Source organism: Hyalangium sp. (genome assembly GCF_045802625.1).
Lineage (GTDB): Bacteria > Myxococcota > Myxococcia > Myxococcales > Myxococcaceae > Hyalangium.
Map to the genome: position 1 here is coordinate 1 of NZ_JBJMQP010000172.1, position 22,851 is coordinate 22,851.

Below are 22,851 nucleotides of genomic sequence, written 5' to 3' on the forward strand. Positions count from 1 at the left end.
ATCTCCTGAACAGGCGACAGGGAGCAAACCGCGGCACTCAGTCAGAAGCACTCAGGAGCGTCTAGCGTCGGGCACTTCATGGAATGGTTTTGGCTGAGAGCTGGCTTGGCCTCATTCGCGTGCGCTCATCCCCCTGTCTGAACTATCAAGAAAGCCACCTGCTATTCGACCTTGAAAGGGGTGGGTTTCAGAGCCCACAGGAACTTGCGGCGAACCTCAAATACGGCGACTTCGACAAGATGCTCGTCATTCAAACGCCGTCCGAGAAGATCGAATTCCCGGACGATTTTGCGACGATTCTTCTGGATAATCCTCAGCGGCAGGTTTCATCGGGTGCTGATGCCTACTCGAACGCCGAGAACCGCCTCAAGGCGGCAGCGGTGTCTGGTGGGATTACAGTGTCGATCGATCAACATGTATGTCGCTCGGAGTGTATTTGTGTGCAAGTCTATGCAAACCACAATCAGCAAAAGCTAGATTTATTCTTCGACTAAAGTCCTATGTTTCTGAAAGCGCCTAAAGAGTCTACTGATCCACGGGTTCGCTCCCTTCTACAGAAAGCAGCCCGCCGTGGTTTCACGGGGGTCGTTGATCGCGCTCTGGCTCGTCTTGAAATGAATGGAGACAAGACATGGGTACGCTCGCGCGCAGTCGTTATCACTTTTGAGGAATGCTGGCCGCTTGCCAGTGCACTCGTTGTCAACCGAGAGTCCTCAAGTAAGCGCGATTGTCTGCTTCGCGTCGCCAAGACAGCCAAGCAGAAGGATGCGGCAGGACTTGGCGCACTCGCTCATGCCTACCAAGAGGGTGACAGGTCAATGACAGACTGCGTTCCCGACCAGCATATGTTAAGAATGGTCTCAGAAGCGCTTCAACGTCCGGCCGCCTTCTTCGAGTGGGCACTCCGGCAGAGCACATCTGATCAAAGCAACGCCATCATTCGTGCCGCTCAGCAGTACTTGGCTGCGGCCACTTGGCAGTGGGACAAGGCCTGCATTCTCGCTGGCGCATTGCTGTCGCTTAAGGGAGACATTCCTGCTGTTGAGCCCGCAGAGACGCCGCTAGGTGCCTGTCGGAATATCTCGACGACCCACTACATATCGAGTAGTGCGAGTTAAACGCACCGCTACGGTTGGTATGTAGGAGTCGTTTTTTGGCGGTACTCCGACAAGCTCCTAGCCCGCCTGACGCTCAACGCGAGTCTCAGCGCTTACCGCGAGGCCTGCGTCGACGTGGTCCGCCTGGACGGGGCCGTACTTCAGTTGACGGCCTTTCCAATGAGGCCGCCTGCGCCAAAGCCCAACATCCCGCCGACCAGGGCGAAGGGGGCAAGCGGAGTGAGCAGGAGGAGAGCTGTCGTCCCCACTCCACCGACCATAGCGCCAGCGTGCCCCGCCAGCGGGGAAAGGGGTGGAACGCGAGGGTACGGGGTGGGACGGGGCGGGATGACGAACCCGAGGAGAATCAAGGCGATAGCGGGTAACAGCGCGTCCTGCTTAGGGTTTTCTATCGCCTTGCTCACGGGTTCGATTCCCGCCGACTCCACTTTTTTACGCCGTGCTTACGGGTGGTTGGCAGCTTCCTCCATCTGGGCACACGCCGGCCCAGGTGGCCCCCAGGGGGGAGGCAACAGGGGCGTGGGCGTCTGGGGCAGCGTGACTGCTCGAGGCTCAATACCACGCCTGCTGGGGAGGCCCCTGCGCTGCAGCCAGCTGAGCAGGCCGCGTGGGCAGTGCCCTGTGGTGGCCTCATGAGCGTCGGCGGACGTTCAATGGGAAGGATGGCCGTCCCGTGTTCGTGCTAGCGGCTGATCCCGTCGGGCCCGGCTGTGTCAATAAGGCGTAGCCCCTCGCTTGCCATGAAAACCCACGCTTCCGCCCGAATGTTGCGCGCCGCGCTCGCCACCGCGCTCTCGCTTGCCCTATTCGCCTGCAGCTCCGAGCCGGAGCAGGCGCCGCGCCCCTGCCCCACCCCCCAGGACACCACGCAATACCGGCTGCCCATCATCGAGGTGGGAAAGGTGGGCCAGGTCGCGAAGTTGACCGTGCCAAGCCCGAACATGGACGTGTGCGCCAGGTCGGTCACGGAGGTCACCACCACTGTGACCGAGCCCCTCGGCGCGGTTGTCCCGAGCACCGGCGCGATGACCGAGATCGCGAACCAGGATTCCTCAAGCGCCTCGCGAAAGCTGACGGGCGGCACCGCCGAGTTCACTCCGACGCGGTGGGGCTGGCACACCGTGAGATTCGACTTCGGGGCGGTGGGCGGCCAGGTCGACGCGCGGATGTTCATCGCCGACACCATTGCGCTCACCCAGACGTTGCCGTTCAGGTGCGAGTACCTGCAGCGCAGCCGGTACGGGTGGCTGTGCGAGACCGCCTACGTCCGCGACCTCATCACGGTGCGGACGTTCACCGGGGCGGATGTGTCGATCGTCGACGACGTTCTCTGGGTCTACGACTACCAGAACGGCGCGCTCCAGCGGTACATCGATACGGGCTCGGGCGAACTGGTGAACGACCCGCCGGCCGCCGCCGCCGTCCCACGATACACGTATTCTGGACCGGGCATGCTGGCGACGCGGGATGACGTCCTGCTCGTCTTCAACGGCAAGGCCGAGCTCTACGCGGCCAGCATCGGCGGCGTCGGGTTGGTGGCGAGCCTCGAGTCTCCTCTGCTCTCGGACGTGACCGCGATGCACCGCGATGGAAACTGGGTGTACGTCCTCCGCGACGACAAACTGGTCGTGCCCCTGTGGATCGATCAGGCCGGCGGCCGCATCGTCCCAAAGACCGGCTTCACGGTCCCGGGCACCGAGGTCATGGCGGCAGGGCCGAGGGGGCTGGTCACCTACGAGGAGGTGAACGGTTCGCTCACGGTGCGACGCCTTCAGCTTCGCGACGGCGGCCTGGCCAGCGAGGCGCGCCTGGAGTTGCCGGGCCTGCTGGACCCGGACAGCTTCGTGTCCTCCCAGGCGCTCTTCGAGCGCTCCACGAGCCTCTACGTGCCCCGCCGGGTATTCGTCCTCCTCCACGACGGCGAGTCGATGCGCCTGGGCGAGGTCCCGTACCAGCGAAACACTTGCAGCAGCGCGTGCGTGTTGTACCCCGGTGTGCGGAGGGACCTGCTGTTCTGGCCAGAAGGGGGCATGACGAAGGTCGTCCTCCTGCCATAGCGGTCTCGTCCTGGGCTGTGGCGTCCAGGACGTCGTTGTAGGAGGGAGGCTCCGCGCCCGGAGACGCGGAGCCCCCGCCCCGTCACTCAGCGCACGGTGGTCTTGAAGGAGTTCACGGTGACGTCGCCGGTGCCTTCCACGGGCTCGGTCCCGAGCTCGAGAGACGACAGGTATTCGTTACCGGTGATGAAGCCGCGAGACTTCAGGTAGTCGAAGAGCGGTTTGAATTCCAGGGTGCCTTGCGTCATGGGCGTCAGCATCTGGAACACCAGGAATCTCCATGTCTGCGACCCACCGGGCGGGAAGTTGTCTGCTTTGTAGGTCTTGTAACGCACGCCGTTGATCGTGATCTCCTCGACGAACCAGGCGGGGTTCCGGTCGAGCCCGTAGCCTCCATAAGGCTCGACGGCGACCATGACCTCATGCGTGATGGGAGTCTGGGGAAAGCTGGGGTAGCGGGTCGCATCCCGCGTCAGCCAGAGGTCGAAAGTCAATTGACCCGTTCCCGTGTAGGTGCTTCGCGTCGCCCACGAGCTCGTCAGCTGGCTGATGGCATTGATTTGCCTGGGCAGGTTGGTGTTCGGGGTCACGGGGTTGCCAGGCTTCTGGCCAAACACGATCGCGGGATAGCCTTTGACCTCGCCCGGATCCTTCGGCCACCTCCAGGTCCACCGAGCGGACACGGAACCATCAGCGGCGATTCCACCGATGCCGACACACTGGGAGTAGTCGGTGATGGGTCCCCGGCCCCACTGGTTGTTCTGCACCGCGTAGGAGCCGGCGGTCAGCCACGCTTCATCCTCGCAGTTCATGACGAAGGACGTTCCACTCACGGTGAACTGGTTGCGCGTCTCGTAGAGAAGGGTGTTCCAGGAGGAGTCCCACACCCCGACCCGGACGTCGTACTGGCCCGGAGGCAGGTCCGCGGGCGAGGCGAAGTCGAACGTCAACTGCTGGGGCGAGCCCGCCGTGAGGGTGACGGGGCTGAAGGACTTGTTCCCGTAGATGACGTTGAAGTCGAGTGATTTGTAGATGCGGATGTCGACGTACAGGCCTTGCAAGGTGGTCGTCGACGACAGGGTGACGGAGGCTGTCTGGACCTCGCCCGCGACGAGCGGGTTCTTCGAGACCGACGAGCTCACGATGGAGACCTTGGGGCCCGTCGTAGGCGCCTGGACGGTGAACTGGTCGCGCGTCTCGTAGAGAAGGGTGTTCCAGGAGGAGTCCCACACCCCGACCCGGACGTCGTACTGGCCCGGAGGCAGGTCCGCGGGCGAGGCGAAGTCGAACGTCAACTGCTGGGGCGAGCCCGCCGTGAGGGTGATGGGGCTGAAGGACTTGTTCCCGTAGATGACGTTGAAGTCGAGTGATTTGTAGATGCGGATGTCGACGTACAGGCCTTGCAAGGTGGTCGTCGACGACAGGGTGACGGAGGCTGTCTGGACCTCGCCCGCGACGAGTGGGTTCTTCGAGACCGACGAGCTCTCGATGGAGACGGGCGAGGAGGAGATGTCACTCGCTCGAAATTCCGAAGGTGATGAAGCCGGGTCGCCGGTGCAGGCGATGAGGACGAGCGTCAGTGCGAAGCCGATGAGTTGCTTGGACATGGCCCCTCTCCTTGTGGATGGCGCGACGCGAAGATGGGGTCGCGCGGAGGGCCTGCAGGAGTGCGATGGTGGACGCACCTGCCCTCGAGGGAGGGGCTCGTGCGGGTCCGGACACATTCGGGGGCCCCAAAAGCCCTCTGCGAGAGGCCCTCGGGTACGACTCAGGCGGCCAGGCGGGCCGATGCCCGGGTGCTCGGCCTCGGAGGCTCGTAGCACACCGACAGGCCGGTCAGCGGGGTGAACCGGTCCAGCGCCTCGACGCCCGCCACGGAGTTGCCGCGGGCCTCGCGCGTGGGCAGCTACTACTCGTTGAAGCGCAACGGGAGCTGGATCGCGAGCTCGGGTTGGTTGGTATTGCGCGGGAACACCACGCGCTTCAGCTGGCCCTCCAGGCACTTCGCCAGGCTCGGCGACACGGTGGCGGGCTCGGTCACCTGGGCGGCGCTCACGTCGCCCGAGTGAGCGATCGTGACCAGCAGCATGACGCGGCGGTCCGCGGGAAGCTCGGCGCGGAACTGCTCTCCGCACTCGAGGAGCTTCCGCGAGTTCTTCATCATGACGCGGTTCACGTCCCTGGCGGTGAGCACGGGGGCGGGCTTCGGCGTCACCGTGGGCTTGGGCTCCATGTCCACGGGAGGCTCCTCCGCCGGTGGAGGCTCGGTCTTCTGCTCCACGGCGGGAGTGGGCGCGGGGGGCGCTGGCGTGGGAGTGGGCTCCACCCTGGGAGCCGGGCTCGGGACCGGCGCGGTCACCACGGTGACGGGCGCAGGAGGCGCTGCCCGAGGCATGAGGTACCAGACCGCGCCTCCACCCAACGCCAGCAGCGCCACGGCCCCCAGGGCGCCCATCGCCACCGACAGCCCCGTGCTCCGCGCGGGAGGACTGGCGGCGTCGGTGACGGCGGCGGGCGGGGGAACGGTGTGGAGCCCCTGGGAATCGTTGCTGGGGCGCTCCTGGGCCTCGACGGTGGGAACCCGAGCCGACGGACGGATCAGGGTCTTCTCGGTGCCGAGCGGCTCCTCCTGCTGCGGGAGCAGCGTGCTCACGCCCAGCTCGGAGAGCGAGGGAATCTTCGTCTTGCGCTCGACGTCGGCCGCGCCGAACACGCCCTGCAGGTACTGGGCGAGCTGCGACACGCCCGGGATCGACGCCGTCCCGCGCAGGAACTCCTCCAGGTCGGCGCGCATCTCGGCCGCGTTCGCGTAGCGATCCTCGCGGTGGCGCTCCAGCGCCTTCATCACGATGCGATCCAGGGCGGGAGGAACGTCGGGCCGGTGGGCGCTCGGCGGGGGGATGGGCTGATCCATCAGCGCCAGCAGCACGCCGAGCTCCGTGTCCCGCTCGAAGACGCGGCGCGCGGTGAGCAGCTCGTGGAAGGTGACGCCCAGCGAGAACAGATCGCTGCGGGCATCGAGCTGCTGCTCGCCCCGGGCCTGCTCGGGGGACATGTAGCCCCACTTGCCCTTCAGGAGCCCGGGCTGCGTCTGCGTCATCCGCGAGGAGGCCTTGGCGATCCCGAAGTCGAGCACCTTCACCGTGCCCTGGTACGTGACGAAGATGTTCGAGGGCGAGATGTCCCGGTGGACGAGCTCCACGGACCGCCCCTGCTCCTGGTAGCCGTGGGCGAACTCCAGGCCCTCGAGCACCGAGAGGATGATGCGGGCGGCGATCGGGATCGGCACGCCCTGGCCCGTGGACTGGGTGGCGGCGAACACCGCCTCCAGGTCTTCGCCCGCCAGGTACTCCATGCAGATGAAGTACCGGCTGTCCGCCACGCCCAGATCGGTGATCTGGACGATGTTCGGATGGTGCAGCCGCGCCGCCAGCCGCGCCTCGTCCAGGAACATCGAGACGAACTCGCGATGCTGGGTGAAGTGATCGAGCATGCACTTGATCACCACGTCCCGCTCGAAGCCCTCGGCGCCGAGCTGCTTGGCCAGGAAGATCTCCGCCATGCCGCCCTCGGCGAGCTTGCGGATGAGCACGTACTTGCCGAAGCGGCGCAAGGGCGTGACCGGCTGGGTCAGGGGAATCGCGGGTTGGGTAGCCGTCATGGCCGAGCTTTCCGAAGAGTTCGGACCCAGTATGCCTCGTCCTGACCCGAGACGAGACGGAACACCAGGGCCTCCGTGGGAGGCAGGCGCTGGGAGAAGCGGCCCTTGGCGTCGAGCTTCATCGCCTGCCCATTGAGGAAGAGCCGGGAGCCGCGCGGGACCACGCCCTCCACCGGTATTCCCTCGCGTCCGAAGCGCTCATCCGGGCGGGGACGGCTGAGCGCCAGCCCCTTGCGCTCATTGTCATACACCAGCTGCAGCTTGTTCATCCGGCCGCCTGCCAGCTCGTCTCCCCCAGGGCCGAGCGCCGCCACGTACCAGAGGTAGCTCCCCTCGCCGAGCGTGCCCGGCTCCAGGCTGTATTGGTTCTGGTTCGTCACCCGCTGCAGGAGCGGCGTCTGGACGTCGGCGGCGCGGTAGAGGCGCAGTTGGTACGAGCGCGCCCCCGGCCGGGGCTCGAAGCTGAAGTGCAGCGAGGGCACCGCGCTCTGGAAGTAGACCGTGGCCTTGAGCCCGGTCTCGAGCACCTCGGCCTTCGGGGTCGAGCTCGCCAGCGCGGAGCGGCCGCGATCCGGCTGGAACCGGGCCGAGCCCTGGGCGCGCACGTTCCCGTCCTCACCGAGGAAGCGCCAGTACAGCTCGCCTCGGGCCGGCGGTTCGACTCGCACCTGGTCCGCGCCCGCGCGCCCCGCGAGCAGCGGCTCCCGGAAGGAGGGCTCCTCCGCCACCTCCACCCGGAGGGGCGCTCCGGACGCGGAGGGAACCTGGATCCCCGCCTCGCCGGGCCCGTCGGTGAACACGCGCACGCCCTTCGCATCCGGAGGCAGTACGAGCAGGGGCGCCGAGGCCTGCTCGGCTCGCGGAGACTCCGAGGCTCGGCGTACTCCTTCGCCCGCCTTGAGGAGGGTCGTCTTCCCATCGGCCACCAGCTCGGCCTGCCCGGCGAGGACGGTGACGGTGGCGCCTGTCTCGGGATTGCTCACGGAGAGCGTGCTCTGCTCGGAGACCTTGAGCTCGACTTCACCGCGAGCGTCCGCCAGCTTCAGCGACTGCTTGCCCGTGCCGAACTGGAGCCGCGCCTTTCCGCGGCTGAGCCGCAGCGTGTAGGCGTTCTGGTCTCCCTGCCGGGAGGCCTCCTCGAGCGTCCCGGCGGTGTCCCCGGCGAGGCTGACCTGCAGCGCGCTGGAGGACAGGCGGGCGCTGGAGCCCGCGGGGATCTCGAACGCCGCGCCGCGACCGAGCTCCCGGCTCTGGTCAGGGGCCACGTCGGCGAAGGAGCTGTCCCGGGCGCCCCGCACGCGGGCCTTGCCGCCCTGGGGCTTGAGGGTGAAGACGAGCTCCTCCGCGACCATGGGCGGCGGGGCCCGCCTGGGCTTGCTGAGCGAGAGCGCGAGCTCCTCACCCGCCACGACGGGGACGGGCTGGCCTTGCGAATCGAGCACGCGGATGGCGCCGTACTGGAGCGTCAGCTTGGGATCCGTCTCGCGCAGGACGAACACCATCTCCGACGCGGTGACCAGCTCCGCCCGGCCGAAGCGGCCCGTGACGGTGAGCCCGTTGCCGCCGGCCTTCGGCGCGGTCGAGACGATCCTCCCTTCCTCCAGCTCCAGGGTGAGCGCTCCCGGCGCGCCATTCACCCGCAAGCGGCTGTTCTCGGCCACCTCCACCTCGGTGCCGTTGACGTAGCGCACGCGCGCGGTGCTCCCGGGACCGGTCACCACGGTCTCGCCCGGGTAGAGCGGCTCGTCCACGCGGCCGGGGCGGGAGGCCGCCTCCTGCTGCACCGTGACCTGGCCCTGGAGTTGGATGAGCTTCGCCAGCTCCGGCATGCCGGGTGTGGCAGGGGGCTGCTTGTCACATCCCCCGCATCCCCCCCAGAGGAGCAGGAGCAGCGGGAGCGTGAGGGAGAGGACGCGCACGACTAATTCTCCAGAGGAGACAGATCCACGTAGAACAGCGCCTGATCTCCAGCGCCCACGTCCACCACCTTCGTCTGCGGCATGTAGCCGCGTGCCTCGAAGGTGACGTGATAGCGGCCCGCGGGCAGGCGGAACTCGAAGTCTCCCGTCGCGCGGGTGCGGGCGCGGAGCCGGGCCTCCTCGACACGCAGGGTGGCCAGGACGGGGCGCCCCTGGGTGGAGCGCACGTGCCCGCGTAGCCAGGCCCGTACCTCCGTGGCCTTCTGCAGGAGGACCTCCACCGAGGCCTCGCCATGGGAGGGCACGACCACCACCTCCTCCTGCGGCCGGACTCCGGTGCCGGCGAGCTTCAAGGTGACGGGGCCCGGGCCCGCCTCGGGCACCACGAAGAAGCCGTCCGCATCGCTCCGGGCGACCACCTGACCGCCGAGCTGAACCTCGATACCGGCCACGGGCACCTTCGTGCCCTCGTTGCCCTGCTCCCACAGGAGTCTGCCCTTCACGGTGCCGGGACCTGGGATGCGCTCGAGCGGCAGGAACACACTGGCCTGTCCTCCCGAGGGCACGAGCACCGCGAGCTCCACGGGCTGATAGCCCTCGGCCGAGGCGCTGATGGCCACCTGGCCCGAGGCAAGCCCCTCCACGCGGAACGCCTCCCCCACGGCGATGGCCTCCTTGCCACCGGCCTGGACGCGCGGGCTCTTCAGCGGCAGGGAAGGGTGGGGCCGCAGGGTGATCCACACCGTCCCGGACGTCTCCGGCGTGGGCGCGGCGGCCAGGGCGCCGGTGCTCAGCAGCACGAGCACGAGTGTCATCGCGCACGGTCTCATGGGTGCGGCTCCCCTCCGAGCGTGAGCTGGTAGCCCACTCCGAGAGACAACCCGCCCAGGTTGCCGCTCACCTGCTGGCTTCCCGGCGCGTAGCCCCACTGCACCAGTCCGGCCACGCGGCCCGGGCCCAGCCTCCAGGCGAAACCGGCTCCCACCGTCACGTCGGGGCCCGTCGAGCGGAGCTCCTGGGTGACGGTGCCTTCCTGGCTCTTCAGCTCCAGGTCGCCCTGCATGCCCAGGACGCCCGCGCTCGCGTCCGCGAAGAGCAGGCCCCGTGACAGGACTGGCTGGCTCCAGCGGACCCCGAGCCGGAGGGCGCCACCGCCGAGGGTGAACGTCTTGGTGACCGGGTTCGGTCCGTCCGCCGCGAGGGTCGTGCTCACCGCGGTGTTGCCGCGCAATTCGAGCTGCACCAGCGCCTCCACGGGCAGGGTGGCGAGCCGGAGCGCGCCCTCGAGCTGGAGTCCCGCGCCATGGGCCTGGGCGGCGTTGCTGTGCCCGAACAGGAAGGCGCCCAGCGTGGGCTGCCAGGGCGACCGCTGGGAAGGCGGGGGCAGGTGCTGCGCGGTGGACGCAACCGGAGCGGGGGACTCTGGTCGCGTCGGCGCGCCAGGGGGCGCCGGACGAGGCTCGAGCTGGAGCGTGAACGAGCGATCGGTCTCGTCGAGCGGTGAAGCGGAGATGTTCACCGGAGCCGTGCTCACGGTGGAAGCGGTGAAGGGGACCTCGAAGACGCCGCCCTCCTTCGCTTCGATGGGGCCGAGCGTGCCCTGCTCGGCGCTCACGGCGAGGGGTGGGAGCGCGACGGCGGGGTTGCCGCTCTCATCCACGACGAACCCCTGCAGCCGGACGGGCTGCCCCTGGATCGGAGTCTCCATCGCCACGAGCTGGACGCGGGGGAACCTGGGCTCGGGGAGCGGCACGGTCCGCGTGCGGCTCTTGCGCGAGCGCTCGAGGATGGTCACCTGCGCGCTCGTGACTCCGGGCGGAAGCCGCACCGGCACCACGGCCTCTCCGTTGGCCGCCGCGATCACGGGCCCGTAGGAGGCGGCACCCAGCGAGACCTGCACCCGCGCGCGAGGCGGCGCCTCGACCCGGAGCGAGTAGGGACCGTGGACGGGCAGGGCGAGCCACGCCCCGGAACTGCTCGTTCCCCGCTTCACCGTCGCATGGAACAGGGCCACCAGGGGGCCTTGTCGCGAGGGCGGCCGATAGGTGGCGTGGAACGTGCCGTCCCGCGCGGGAGCGGGCTCGGTGATGGAGCCGGCGTTGACGCTCAGGGAGACCTGCGCGTCACTCAGCGGATGGCCCGCCTCATCGAGCACGCTGAGCTCGAGTTGCGCGCTGTCCTCGGAGGTGACGAATGGCTTGTCGGAACGCAGCGCGACAGCCTGACCCGTCATGGTCAGAACCAGGAGAGTGAGAGTCGCTGCCGCCATGGAGCCTAGGGGTCGTTCCTTTCGCCTCGCCGCAGTCTACGCAATCCACCCCAGGGGCGCGATGCCACCACGAGAAGGGCCAGCCAGGTGACGAGCTGACCCGGTAGACCGGCGGTCTGGCAACCGCACCCGACGTCCACACCCGGGTCCTTCTGTTGGAAGTCCACACGCTCCGTCTGGGTGAGCAGGCTTCCCTCCGGGTTCACGACCCAGACCTTCGTGCTCACCGTCTGGTGGAGCTGGGTGGTGGTCTGGGCGGTGACCTTGACCGTCAGCGGCGAGCCCTTGCGCAGCTCCGGGAGCGCGAAGCCGCCTGCCTTGGCCGGTAGGGCCTGGCCGCCGCTGCTCGCCCCAATCACCGTCAGGCCCTGGGGTTCCAGCATCAGCACGCCGCCCGTCACGGTCAGGTCACCCTCGGTCGATACCTGCACCTCGAGCTCGACCAGCTCACCGGGCTCGGTCACCAGGCTGTCCGCCGAAGTCAGCACCGAGAGCTTCGCGACGGCCGAGCACTGCGGCAGGACGAACCGTTGGACCTGATCGCCGTTCGGCTTCCTCAGCACCTCGTCGTTGATGAGCGGCCAGACGGCCAGGGTCTTCGATGCATCGGCGGGGCACTCGGGCAAGCTGACGGCGGTCGTCCACCGGCCGGGAGACTCCTCGACGGGCGAGGTGACGGCCAGGGGCGGATTGGCGGCGAAGGAGAGGCTCTTGTCCGCGGGCAGCGTCGCCGGGTTTCCACATTGGTCGCGCAGGATGATCCTGGCGGTGAGCTGTCCGCTGCGGATGAGCAGCGGAGCGGGCTCCTGGGTGCTCTGGATGAACGAGAAGCTCGAAGTCTCACGGCTGGGAATCCCCGCCTTGAAGCGGATCGTGAGCGCCTCCTCGGGGGGGACGCCGGGGACGATGTAAGGGGTGCCGCTGGAGACGGTGAACCCGACGTCCTCTGGCTCCGTGTCCTTCCAGACCACCTGTGCGGTGCTCGCCAGGGAGCCCGTGACACATTTGTCGGCGTACGTCGACCGCTCGAGGGTGCTTTTGACGAACGTGGCCGAGCTGCCCGCTGGTGCGCAGAGCGTCACCGTGGCGGCGGGTTCCGCCGTCACGGGATTGTCCCAGGCGTCCTCGGCCGTGAGCACGAGCGTCGCCTCCGAGCAGGTCGGCGTCGGGTCCGGGGCGGTGGTGGACAGGGCCACGTGAGCGAACGGGCCGGCCGTGACCACGGTGGAGGTGCTCCCAGAGAGGTTCTGGGCCACGTCCGTGACGGTGAGGGACTTCGGGTCCGGAGCGGCGCTGAAGAAGGTGACGGGGAACCGCGGCGGCGTCGGCTGATCGGAAGCGAAGTTGATGTCCGTGTCAGGTGGGAGCTCCGCCCGGAGAGCGGTCGTCTCGAAGTGCACCTGGCCGGTGTAGCCGGTGGGGTTGCCGGCCCCGTCCACCGGGATCACCTGGACGGTGTGGACGGTCCCCGCGACCATCGCCGAGTCGAGCTCGACGGTGAAGCGCACGGGCGGACCGGGCGTCACGGCGATCTTCGAGACGCTGGAGTAGAGGGTGGGGATATTGACGTCCTGGACCAGCAGCTCCCACTGGCCGAGCGATTGGAACGTGACGAGGAAATCCTTCGTGCCGCGGTCCACGGAGGGGTTGAAGGTGTAATTGGCGGGCAGCAGCGCGCGAGGTGCCGTGGAGGAGAATCGGATGGTGCCGGCGTAGTCCGGATCGACGGAGCCCGCCGAGGTCATCGCTGTCACCGTCACGTTGAGGGCCACCCCCGCCAGCTCGGCGGAGGCAGTGGTCAGGCCATTGATCGCGAAGGAGCTCGTGGCGGTGGAGGTGGACGTGGAGCTGGTCGTCGCCAGGGAGACGAGGGGCGTGCCGGCCACCAGCAACGGCAGCAGCAGCAGACAGTTCGTGCGGAGACGACGTCTCTGTGCCTGGTTCATCGTTCGCTCCGGGGCTGGCCAGTCAGCGCGAGTCTGCTCAGCGGGGGGCGCCCATCGTAGAGAGAGGTGCATGGAGGTTGCAACAATCCAATGTGGGTGTGATGGCCTCTCTGCGTCGCATGAAGAGATGAGGCAGGTGGCGCTCACGGTGCTGAGGGCGCAGGCGGGCAGCTTCGTGCCGTCCAGGGCGGGCAATCGGGGGCTCGGCTCCTCGTGCACCCTCCGGAGCCCGTGCCGCGGCCCGTGCCTAGGCTTGAGCTGAGGAGCGTGCGTGGGAAATCCTCATGGCGGCGGACGGTGAGGTCCTGGGCAGATGAGGCACCCATCCCGTGTCCTGAAGCTCGCCCTGTCCTTCAGCCTCGCGCTGCACCTGGTCATCCTGTGGTGTCAGGGAATCCCACTTCCACGCGCGCAATCCCCCGAGGCCTCTCAATCCACCCAGAGCCCAGAGGAGGAGACGGCCGGCGACGTCCCCCCCGGCCGGATCCTGATTCGCCCGCCGTCGGCCCCCGCCCCGCCACGCCAGGGCCCGAAGACGCGCGAGCGGGCGGCGGGACGGAGCGGAACGCACAGGGGCTCCCTCACCAGTGATGTCCCACGGGCCGAGCAGGACCCGGAGAGGCCCACGCTCCTGCCGAGCCCCGAGGTATTGGCGCTCCACCCCGGCGGAGAGCTCCCCGAGTCCCCACCAGAGCCGGGACCGCCGGGTACCCGTCTCCGAGCGCCCGCGCACCCAGCCTCCCTCCAGGAGCTCGTCGCCGAGACGGTACGCGACACCGTGGCCAGGCGGCGCGTCGAGAACGGCCTGGTCCACCCGTACTTCGGTGACGTGGGCAAGCAGCTCCTGCGGCGATTCGGCCAGCGCCATGCGTCCGTGGAACGCGGACTGACGGAAGGGGAGAAGGTGGCCCGGAAGGAGCGCGACGTCTCCAGCGTGCTCTCCCGCTCCGCCGAGATGGAGGATCCGCTCGCGCATCCCCGCCGGCCCGATCCGCTCGCGAGTGCACCTTCCTCGCACCCCTCCCTCGAGGAGGCCCAGGAGAGTCTGGCCTATTCGCTGCCCTACCTCTGGACGTACAGCGAGGGCGCGACGGTGGTGCGCCTCACCCAGGCCGCTGACGGGAAGGTCCTCGCCGTCGAGGTCATCGCTTCCTCGGGCAACGGGGAGCTGGACAAGGCCGCCGTGACGGCCGTGTGGGACCTCGGCGAGGAGCTGCCGGCACTTCCGCCGGAGGTCGTGATGAGCCGGGACTCGGTGGTGAGCGAGTGGAAGTTCGAGGTGCAGCGGACCGTGGCGGGCCCCGCGGCACTGGGCGTGGGCGCCGTCGCAACGTTCGATCCCGTCCTCGGCACCGGGGATGTCCTCCACTCCTTCGAGGCCAGGAGCCAGGTCCGGGTGACGCTGGTGGCGTACTACTGAGCGCGCCCCTGCGTGGCCGGCTCGTGGGCAAGGGGGTCCAGGTGCGCGGCAGGGCCACGAGCGAGCTCGACAACGAGTGCGAGTTCTCCTGGACCCGTACGGGCGGGACGAACGCTCAATAGAATGTGTAGTTCATGTACCTGTACTGCTGGTTATTGGCGTCATTCCGAAAGCCCCCCACGCCATCCGCGGTCTGGAACGGGAAGCGGTCGAAGTCGCCAATGTCGAGCGAGACCACTCCGACCCGATGGGCTCCCGCCGTGCGGAAGCGCCGGACCTCCATGTCCCAGTTGTTCTGCACATTCGCGGTATTCATGCCCCAATGCGTGAACAGCGTGTTGCGAATGTTCTGCACCGTCGGGCCATCCGAGACGCAGATGCTGATCTCCCCATCGTAGACCATGCTGCGGTAGCTGAAGTTCGAGGTGCCGACGAACGCCACCTGGTCATCGATCAGCGCCATCTTGGAGTGGATGTAGATTTGATCCAGGCCGCCAGCTCCCCGGCGCATCGGCGTGTAGAAGCGGACCCCACCGTCGAAGGAAGTGATGTCCGCGAGAGGCACCGTGGTGGCGGCGCGGTCTCCCGGGCGCCTGTACGAGAGCGAGTCGCTCTCGAGCCAACGGTTGCGGACCGATGAGAGCATCGACTCGCCGGTGCTCCACGCGTTCACGTTCTCCGAGATGCTCCACTGCTGGCAATCGCGGCGGAACACCTGCCCGCCGTTGGCCGTCCTGAAGGCCACGCAGTTGGTGAGCGCCAGTTTGGCATACGCAATGCGCGCCAGATAGTTGAAGGGCTGCAGCCCGAAGCCCGGGTGCGGCAACATCACGATCACCTTGAGCGTCCGGTGTTGGCTCAACCGGGTGCGCAAGGCCCAGACCAGCGAGGGATCGCAGAAGGCATAGTTCTCCAGATAGACGTACCGGGTGGCCCGGGAAATCTTCTGCATGAGCAGCGCTTGGATGTCAGCCGAGCGGCCCCCCCAGGACTCGGAGTTGGTGGTGAGCACGTTGACCGTGGCGCCATTCACCGCGGCTGCATTCTGGGCGAGGGTGGCCTTGGGTTGATTCCCAGGCGTGAAGTAGACCTGTTTGTTCCAGCGCCGGAGCCACTCCCGCTCCACGTCGAGCGTCGCGGGTCCCTCGAGCAGCACCGCGGTGTCGTGACAACTCCTGCCATCGCCGCCCGCGTGCGGTGCGTATGGCGCGGCGAGCGTATGATGGTGGTCGTCCCAGTAGAAGCTCGCCAGGTTGATGCCACCCACCAGGACCCGGAGATGGCCCGCAATGGAGAAGATGGCCATCTTCTGGTGATTCGAGGTGCCCGCGATCCAGCCCTTGTACACCTCGAAATAGGCCTGGATCCTGTTGTCCCGATACCCGTTGAGGCGGCGGATCGTCTCCTGGTTCGTGTTGAACACCGCCTGGCTCAGGTTGGCGTCCATGCGGCGATCGATCGACGCCGGCTGCCAGAGGATCAGCTCCACGCGGTGCCCCGCGTCGGCGACCGCCTTGAGCGCCGTCTCGAGCGTGGGCCCCGTGGTCGGGGTGTCGAGACGCAAGGAGTGTTCCGCTTCCCAGTACGCCAGGCGCACGTAGGTGTTCTGGGCGGGGGCGCTGGCCCGAACCGCCGCCAGTTGATCACGAAACTCGTGGAAGAAGTTCTCACCATCCAGGATGAACTGGACGGTATTTCCCTGGCTCTGCGCGTTCATGCTCACCCTCCCGGGGGGAAGAACTGCACGTCAACCCGGCAAGCCTAGCACCATCCCCTCGGGCCGCCCGCACCGGTACGCCCACCCGTGCTTCTCCGCGGCGAAGCCCTCGGCACCCTCAGGTCAGTTCCCCAGCCGCGCCACCCAGGCGGTGGCCTCATCCGAGGCGGGTGCGGTGACGCTGCGTCCGAAACGTCCATCCGCATGTCGACAGGCCTGGAGCGCCGCGCGGTGGGCCGCGAGGGAGACGGTGTCGAGGTGTCCGCGCAGTGCCTCCAGCGCGCGGACGGTGTGGCGTGACAGGAGATGGGTCAGACACCGGGCGTGGAGCCCGGCGGCACCGGACGAGAGGCGCGTGGCGCCGGGCAGTGCATACTCTCACCTGCTTGAGGTGAAGGGGATGTGGGAGACTCCCTTCATGACGCTCCCGACCGCCGTGGAAATCGACCACCGCGACCGCGCACTGCAAGCCGCCTTCTGTGACTACGTGCCCCAGGTCTTCCGCACCGTGGACTTCCGGCGCTGGTGCGCGTGGGGTGAATGGAATGACGACTACCGTGCCTTCGCGGTGCTCGACGAGGGACGGGTGGTGGCCAATGCGTCGGTGATGCGGATGCGGCTGTGTATCGAGGGCCGCGAGGTCATCGGCTATCAACTCGGAGCGGTCGGCTGCGTGCCCTCGCACCGTGGCAGGGGGTTGTCACGGATGGTGATGCAGGCCGCGCTCGCGTACTGCGGCGCAGCGCCCGTGCTGCTGTTCGCCAACGAGAACGTGCGTGACTTCTATCCACGCTTCGGGTTCACGCCTCGGGAGCAGGCGCTGTTCGGTACAGCGCTCCACGTGGAGCCCGAGGGCGAGCCCGCGCCGGTGCTCGAACTGGCCGAGCCTCACGTCCGCGCGGGGTTGGTCTCGCTGTGCGACGAGGGGCTCGCGGTGACCGGGCGGTTCGGCGCGCGCGGCCATGGGAGGATAGCGAGCTGGTATGCGGCCACTGCCTTCTCACGGCCGCTGCGCCAACTGCGCGGCGATGTCTGGGTATTCGCCGGGGTCGAGGACGGCACGCTGTATATCGACGATGTCTTCGCGCGCGAGCCCTTCGATCTGCGCGCACACATTCCGCGATTGATTGATCAGCCCATCACCGCGGTCCGCTTCGGCTTCACGCCCGAGCGTTGGTGGCCTCGGGCGGGCGTCGTCGGCGAGGACACGGAGGCGCACCTCTTCGTGCGCAACCTGGCACCGCCGCCCGGGCCTCATCGGTTTCCGGTGATGGCTCGGACCTGAGGAGAAACCGCTGAGGTTGCGGTTTTTTTCGAACGCGGCTTCGATTCCCGCCGCCTCCACTTTTTTACGCCGTGCTTACGGGTGGTTAGCAGCTTCCTCCATCCGTGTTGCACGTATGTCGCACGCGGGCGCAGAGGGCCGGTCGAGAACCCCGACCGCCTCTCTGCGCGTGTCCGGGCTCAGGTGGGCGTAACGCTCCGTCATGTCGATGGTCGCGTGCCCCATCAGCTCCTTGATGACCGTCAGCGGTATCCCCCTCATGGCGAGGTGGCTGCCGTAGGTGTGCCGCAGGTCGTGCCAGCCGATGCGGCCCTGCTCGCGGGTAATGCCCGCCCGCTGGAGGGCCCGGCGCAGCGGCAGCTTGAGCAGCCCGTCAGTAAGCGGCCGACCGTCCTCCTGGCAGAACACGTAAGGGCCGCGTAGGTGCCGGTGTCCCTTGAGCGCATCCACTGCCGAGCCCGGCAGCTCCACCGTCCGCTCGCGTCCGCCCTTGGGCAAGCCCGAGACGCCGCGCCAGATGGTACGGCGAACGTGCAGCTTGCCGCGCTGGAAGTCCACGTCGCCCCACTGGAGCCCGATCAGCTCCCCTTGCCGCAGCCCCGCCTTGAGCGCCACCAAGAGCAGCGCTCGCCATTCCGGCTCGACGGCGTTGAGCAGGCGCTCTGCCTCCTCGAAGGTGAGGAAATCAAAGGGTGGCTTCGGCAGCTTCGCGAAGAGCCTCACACGCGGGGCCTGTTCCATTACCCGCTGCTCTTCCGCGACCGCCAGCAGCTTGCTCAGCACCGTCAACACGTTGTTGATGGTTTTGAGGCTCAGCGGCTTCGGTTCCTCGCCGCTGCGCTTGCGGATGGCGGCCCGCGTGGGGGCCTCCTTCCGGGCGCGCGCTGCCGACTTCTTCTTGCGCATGACAGCCTTGAAATCCTCCATCTCAGCCGGGCCAATGGCAGCCAGCGCCATTTCACCGAAAAACGGCAGGATGTGAGCCTCTAGGATTTGGCTCTTGCTGACGACGCTGGAGTGTTTGTTGTTGTTCTCGCTGTAGGTCAGGAAGCGCGGGGCAAACTCCGCCAACGTCATAGGACGCCCCCCGTTGTTGCTCTCCTTTCCGAAGGTTCCATTGAGGAGGGAGGCGCGCAATTCGCGCTCGTACTGCTCGGCACCCCGGCGCGTCTGCACAGGCGAGAACTTCACGACTCGCTGTCGCCGTCCGTCCGGGTGGTGGAACGTGAAGTCCACTTGCCAAGCCTCCTCGACCTTCCCTGCCTTGTTCTGCCACTTCCGCAATCTGACGCTCATTTCCGACTCCCGAGCGCAGAATCACGGCCCTTACCGGCTGTCCACTCTAGCAGGGCCGCGCGGCGGATGCGGAGGGTTTTCCCGATGCGAGCGACGCCGGGAACCTGATCGAGTCGGATGGCCTCGTAGAGGGTTTTCCTGTTCACGCGCAGTATTTCGGCGGCTTCCTCCACCGTGAGAAACGCGGGCGCGGCGTCCGCAGAAACGGGGGGCGTGCTCATGGCTGGCTCCCCTCCTGCACCGGTGTTGCTCTCCGGGTTGGAGAAGGGTCCGCACTCCAGAGAATGCCGCGCCGCTGGTGCATGGACGCGCGAGCTTCCCGCCGGTCCCGAGCGCTGGCCCGTGGGCAAGTGACCACAGGCGTCGCCTGGAGTGACCACAGGCGCGGCCTGGGGTGACTACCGGCGTTTTTCCCGGCGTCCTCACCTGTCAGCCAACAACAGCGCACGAATGCGCCAAACACGGAGGGTTTCCCCTCCAGGGATTCGATCTTGTTCATCACCTACCCGCCCTGAACGACACGCCCAACAGCCCAAGAACTACCCAGGTGAGCAGTGACACAGCGCAAAGCCGCGTGTCCAGGCCACGAACAGAGCTCAAGGGGTGAGCGGCAGGAGTGCAGCCAGGCCACCAAGGGCCGCACAAGCGAGCGAATGGAGCACGGCCCGCATCGACACAGCCAGCGCACGCCACGAAGTGCGCGTTGACGCGCCCACATCGAGCTTGCCTGGACGCTCACCACGAGCCCAGGGCTCAGGACTCGCCGTGCGCCCCATCACGCGCCACGAGACGCGCGTCGACGCATCCGGCCTGGAAGCTCGCACCATGAGCCCCAGCGCCACGAAGCGCGACCACGAAGCGCGCGGCGAAGTGGCTGTCCGGCCTGGGATGCTCGCCACGAGGCCGCATCGACGTGGCCTCCTGTCCAGCCCGTATGGACGTGCCAAAAGCACAGCGCGCATCCAGACGGGCAGGCAAAAGAGTCGGGTAGCGACAGCGTGGCCACCACCGGGCCCACCAACGCCACCACTCAGAGCCACCAGCGGCGCCACCACCGGGCCACCAACGCCACCAATCAGAGGCACCAGCGGCGCCACCACGGAGGCCACCACGCGCCACCACCGGGCCCCGCTACTCGTAGAACCGGCCCGGTAATGACGGGTCATGCCGAACCGTCGCGCGTGAGTGCCCAACAGGCCCGCGCCGTGCCGAGTCCTGCAAGGGCAACACGCCGCGCGCCACCGGACGGAGCTAACACATACATGTGGGGAACAAATCTGTACTGATTTCCCCGATTCGGGCCTAAACGCGCAATCTCTGCAATATTTGTTTCGCACTTCTTTGGTAGTCCCGGGCTTCCTCTGCTCACGTGGCTGTGTTACCTATCCGGCCGCCTCATATTCTTACCAACCACCGCACTGGAGGTGCCCCATGCTGAGCGAACGGGTTTCGCGTCGGAGGTGGATTCGTATTGCCTGCCCTTCGGCTCATGCGCCGCTGAGCTTGCTTGTGCTGCTGGCGGTGCTCGCGTCCTGCCCGGTCGCATGCGCGAGCCATCCTGCCCCGGATGAGCTCGCCGCTACCCGTGACGTGCTGGCGGGCCTGGACGAGTTCGGCGCGCTGCTGCTGGGGGCCGGACTGCCCGTTGAAGCAATCCCCCAGGGGCGCAGCGTGTCGCCTGAGCAGGCCGAGCGGCTGCGGCGCTACTTCGCAATCCTTTCCTATCTCTCCCAGCACTACGCGCCCCGGGTCGTTGCCGACGAGCTGCTGCGCTATGTCGAGCAGCACCGGCAAGAGGTGTCGAGCTGGGACCTGAGCCGGATGGCTCAGGCGTACCGGAACCTGTTCCTTCTCCGTCAGGATGGCTATCTCGCGGCGGCGCTAACCGGCGAGCCCGCGCATGTATTGGCCCGGTGGAGGTGCGCGACGACGGGGCGGGCGCGGGTGCGTTTGAAATCGGCGAATTCTACACGCGCGGCGACGGCGAGAGCTGGCGGCGTGCAGACCGTCCCAACCTGGACAGGCTGTAGGGCTTCGTGAGGAGAACGCACCATGACTGACAGCTCCGGCCCGCGCCTTACCTTCAGCTTCGAGGGCTTCCGTTACGAGGTTTTCCGCACCCAGGTTGAGCACCGCGATTACGACAAGCTTCTTCTCGCTTGGAGGCAGCCCCTTGGCGGGGGCCCTCGGTCGCAAGTCATTCTCAAGCCCTTGCAGATGGGGGCCTCGGACCACGAGAAGCGCGAGCGCGCTTGGGAAGAGGTGCAGCTTGCGACGTATTTGGAGCACCACGGCATCGCCAAGGTTTATGGCTTCACTTTCTGTGACGATGTTTCTTATGTCGTCATGGAGCACATGCGCGGCTGTTACCTGCTGACGGCGATGGATATTTCCTTGCTGGTGGGGCGCAGGTTGTCACCGGCCTTTGCTGCCTATGTGGCGGCAGAAGTGGCCGACGCGCTTGACTATGCGCACCGGCGCACTGCTGGCGAGCGCGACCCGCTGCACATCATCCATCGTGCCGTGGGTCCCATGCGGATCCGTCTCGGGTTTGATGGCCGCGTCAAGCTCACGAATTTTGGCGCCGCGTACTCAGAGCTACGCGAACGCCTGAAGACCCCGCCCGGCCTGCTGCGAGGCGATCCTTCCTACTGCGCGCCCGAGGTTCTGCGCGCTGTGATGAAGCCCAATGGGAACCGTGCCGCCCCAGTCATGGCAGGAGCGATTGACGGCAGAGCGGATGTTTTCTCTCTCGGGCTCGTTCTGCTGGAAATGCTGTTGGCTGAATACCCGCTCGACCCGAGCGAAGCCCCCGTGCAAAGCGCTCCCCAGGGGTTCGCATCCGGTGTGCGAGCCGAGCGGACGGCGCAATTGAGCCTGGATGTGTTGGCTTACCGTCTGCTGCGCTTCGACCCTGCGGCAGCGGAACGTCAGCTTGAGTTCGCGCCCGCTCCTTTGCGGTCCATTGTCAGGCGTGCGCTTCAGCCAGATCCCTCCGAGCGCTTCACGGCCGGGCAAATGCGCGACGAACTGCACGCCTACCTCTTGACCCAGGACCCGCCCATCAGCGGTGCGGAGATCGCGGCAGAGCTGAAGGCAATCATGGAGGCTGCCGCGAGGGTGAAGCGGTTGACGGCAAACCCCATCGAGCGAACGGCTCTGACGCCGGACGAGGAAGGAGACTCGCGCGAATGAAAGGGAAGCGAGGCACAAAGTCGGTCGCCAAGAACGGGCGAGTCCGAACCGATCTCAGTATCCAGATTGGCAAGGCTGCACGCAAAGCCCGATTGCGAAAGGGACTGACACAGGCGGATGTAGCCGAGCGAGTCAAGCTCACCAACGAGGTATATGGCAGGCTAGAGCGCGGCGATATGACCCCGAGCACGCCAACTCTTGCCAAGCTCAGCGCGGTGCTAGGGGTTAGAGCGGACGTTCTGCTGGGGCTTTCCGGGCCGGACACCTCCCAAGCCCAACCCGTACCTGGCGACGAGCTGCCGCCGGAAGCTCGGCGGTTGCTCCGGACGGTGCGAACGTTGGACGACGTGCAGCTCAACGTTTTCAAGGGAACGGCAGCAGGGTTTCTCAAGCTCAAGAGGCGACGACGGCAGCGGCAGCGCAGGCGTGATAAAGCAAGTGGCGCTGACACCTGAGAGGCACATCGCATGGAAGACGATCTGCTACAGAAAACAATCGGCGAGGCTGCCCGAACCGCGCGCGAGAGTCTCGGACTCACACAGGCCCAAGTAGCCAAAAAGGCAGGCATAAGCGCGCAAGTCTACGGGCGCATTGAGCGCGGCGGAATGATGCCCTCGGTGCCGACGCTTCGGCGGATAGCGGTCGCGCTCGGCATGGACCCGGGCGAGCTGCTCGGCATGAGCGCGCGAGAGGTGCCAACCACGGACAAGGATCTGTCACCCGAGACCCGGAAGGTTGTCGGTCTCCTGCGGACGTGGTCGGAGTCGAAGATCAGGGCCGGGTGCGAGCTGCTACGGGTACTCGATGCCGTGCCGATGCGCGAAGATTAGACCCGTCTCGGAATAGGGACTGGGGCTGTGGGTGGGTAGCGTGGCCGATTTGGAGAGTCAGCGCGCTGCGAGGGGTCCACCTGCCGCCCCGGTCCCGCCGTTTCAGCCGTATCCCGCCGGTTATGCTACGCTCCCCCA

Annotated in this window: 17 protein-coding genes; 8 read left to right on the plus strand and 9 right to left on the minus strand. The window is 67.2% G+C overall.

All coding sequences use genetic code 11. The features are described 5' to 3' along the window. Positions 1-89 precede the first annotated feature (89 nt). Entirely contained in the window at positions 90-494 is a 405-nt protein-coding gene (locus ACJ8AT_RS30205) for a hypothetical protein (RefSeq protein ID WP_407741395.1), read from the plus strand. Between the two features lie 1,388 nt (positions 495-1,882). Beyond that, entirely contained in the window at positions 1,883-3,175 is a 1,293-nt protein-coding gene (locus ACJ8AT_RS30210) for a hypothetical protein (protein ID WP_407741396.1), read from the plus strand. Between the two features lie 86 nt (positions 3,176-3,261). Here ACJ8AT_RS30210 and ACJ8AT_RS30215 read toward each other — a convergent pair whose 3' ends face one another. The 6 genes from ACJ8AT_RS30215 to ACJ8AT_RS30240 form a co-directional block, all read right to left on the minus strand. Further along, entirely contained in the window at positions 3,262-4,782 is a 1,521-nt protein-coding gene (locus ACJ8AT_RS30215) for a GH12 family glycosyl hydrolase domain-containing protein (RefSeq protein ID WP_407741397.1), read from the minus strand. A 302-nt stretch (positions 4,783-5,084) separates the two neighbouring features. Next, positions 5,085-6,836 (minus strand): protein kinase domain-containing protein, encoded by a 1,752-nt coding sequence (locus tag ACJ8AT_RS30220; protein WP_407741398.1) that lies wholly within the window; start codon positions 6,834-6,836, stop codon positions 5,085-5,087. Then, positions 6,833-8,755 carry a FecR domain-containing protein gene (locus ACJ8AT_RS30225; protein ID WP_407741399.1) on the minus strand — a complete coding sequence of 641 codons (1,923 nt, stop codon included), beginning with the start codon at positions 8,753-8,755 and terminating at the stop codon, positions 6,833-6,835. Before ACJ8AT_RS30225 ends, ACJ8AT_RS30220 begins: the two co-directional genes overlap by 4 nt. A 2-nt stretch (positions 8,756-8,757) precedes the next feature. Beyond that, complete coding sequence (locus tag ACJ8AT_RS30230) at positions 8,758-9,570, minus strand: carboxypeptidase regulatory-like domain-containing protein (protein ID WP_407741400.1); 813 nt, start codon at positions 9,568-9,570, stop codon at positions 8,758-8,760. A gap of 11 nt (positions 9,571-9,581) precedes the next feature. After that, positions 9,582-10,988 carry a hypothetical protein gene (locus tag ACJ8AT_RS30235; protein WP_407741401.1) on the minus strand — a complete coding sequence of 469 codons (1,407 nt, stop codon included), beginning with the start codon at positions 10,986-10,988 and terminating at the stop codon, positions 9,582-9,584. Between the two features lie 41 nt (positions 10,989-11,029). Next, a complete protein-coding gene (locus ACJ8AT_RS30240) occupies positions 11,030-12,970 on the minus strand; it encodes a hypothetical protein (protein ID WP_407741402.1) in 1,941 nt (646 codons plus the stop codon). Between the two features lie 778 nt (positions 12,971-13,748). On the opposite strand from ACJ8AT_RS30240, the gene ACJ8AT_RS30245 reads away from it, so the two are divergent. After that, positions 13,749-14,390, plus strand: coding sequence for an energy transducer TonB (locus tag ACJ8AT_RS30245; protein ID WP_407741403.1), 642 nt, complete (start codon positions 13,749-13,751; stop codon positions 14,388-14,390). A gap of 115 nt (positions 14,391-14,505) precedes the next feature. On the opposite strand, the gene ACJ8AT_RS30250 is transcribed toward ACJ8AT_RS30245, so the two are convergent. After that, positions 14,506-16,107, minus strand: a complete 1,602-nt coding sequence (locus tag ACJ8AT_RS30250) for a phospholipase D-like domain-containing protein (protein WP_407741404.1) — start codon at positions 16,105-16,107, stop codon at positions 14,506-14,508. 418 nt (positions 16,108-16,525) lie between these two features. Between ACJ8AT_RS30250 and ACJ8AT_RS30255 the strand changes: the two genes are divergently transcribed. After that, entirely contained in the window at positions 16,526-17,392 is an 867-nt protein-coding gene (locus tag ACJ8AT_RS30255) for a GNAT family N-acetyltransferase (protein ID WP_407741405.1), read from the plus strand. A 75-nt stretch (positions 17,393-17,467) separates the two neighbouring features. On the opposite strand, the gene ACJ8AT_RS30260 is transcribed toward ACJ8AT_RS30255, so the two are convergent. Both ACJ8AT_RS30260 and ACJ8AT_RS30265 read right to left on the minus strand, forming a co-directional pair. After that, positions 17,468-18,688, minus strand: coding sequence for a tyrosine-type recombinase/integrase (locus ACJ8AT_RS30260; RefSeq protein WP_407741406.1), 1,221 nt, complete (start codon positions 18,686-18,688; stop codon positions 17,468-17,470). Continuing rightward, on the minus strand, positions 18,685-18,909 hold the full coding sequence (locus tag ACJ8AT_RS30265) for a helix-turn-helix domain-containing protein (protein WP_407741407.1): 225 nt from the start codon (positions 18,907-18,909) through the stop codon (positions 18,685-18,687). Before ACJ8AT_RS30265 ends, ACJ8AT_RS30260 begins: the two co-directional genes overlap by 4 nt. A gap of 1,210 nt (positions 18,910-20,119) precedes the next feature. Between ACJ8AT_RS30265 and ACJ8AT_RS30270 the strand changes: the two genes are divergently transcribed. From ACJ8AT_RS30270 to ACJ8AT_RS30285, 4 genes are read left to right on the plus strand one after another with little or no spacing between them, the layout of a single operon-like run. Beyond that, a complete protein-coding gene (locus tag ACJ8AT_RS30270) occupies positions 20,120-20,728 on the plus strand; it encodes a hypothetical protein (RefSeq protein WP_407741408.1) in 609 nt (202 codons plus the stop codon). Positions 20,729-20,740: 12 nt separating this feature from the next. Beyond that, complete coding sequence (locus ACJ8AT_RS30275) at positions 20,741-21,883, plus strand: serine/threonine protein kinase (RefSeq protein ID WP_407741409.1); 1,143 nt, start codon at positions 20,741-20,743, stop codon at positions 21,881-21,883. After that, positions 21,880-22,338, plus strand: coding sequence for a helix-turn-helix domain-containing protein (locus ACJ8AT_RS30280; protein ID WP_407741410.1), 459 nt, complete (start codon positions 21,880-21,882; stop codon positions 22,336-22,338). The genes ACJ8AT_RS30275 and ACJ8AT_RS30280 overlap by 4 nt, the downstream gene beginning before the upstream one ends. A gap of 12 nt (positions 22,339-22,350) precedes the next feature. Next, a complete protein-coding gene (locus ACJ8AT_RS30285; protein ID WP_407741411.1) occupies positions 22,351-22,713 on the plus strand; it encodes a helix-turn-helix domain-containing protein in 363 nt (120 codons plus the stop codon). Positions 22,714-22,851 lie beyond the last annotated feature (138 nt).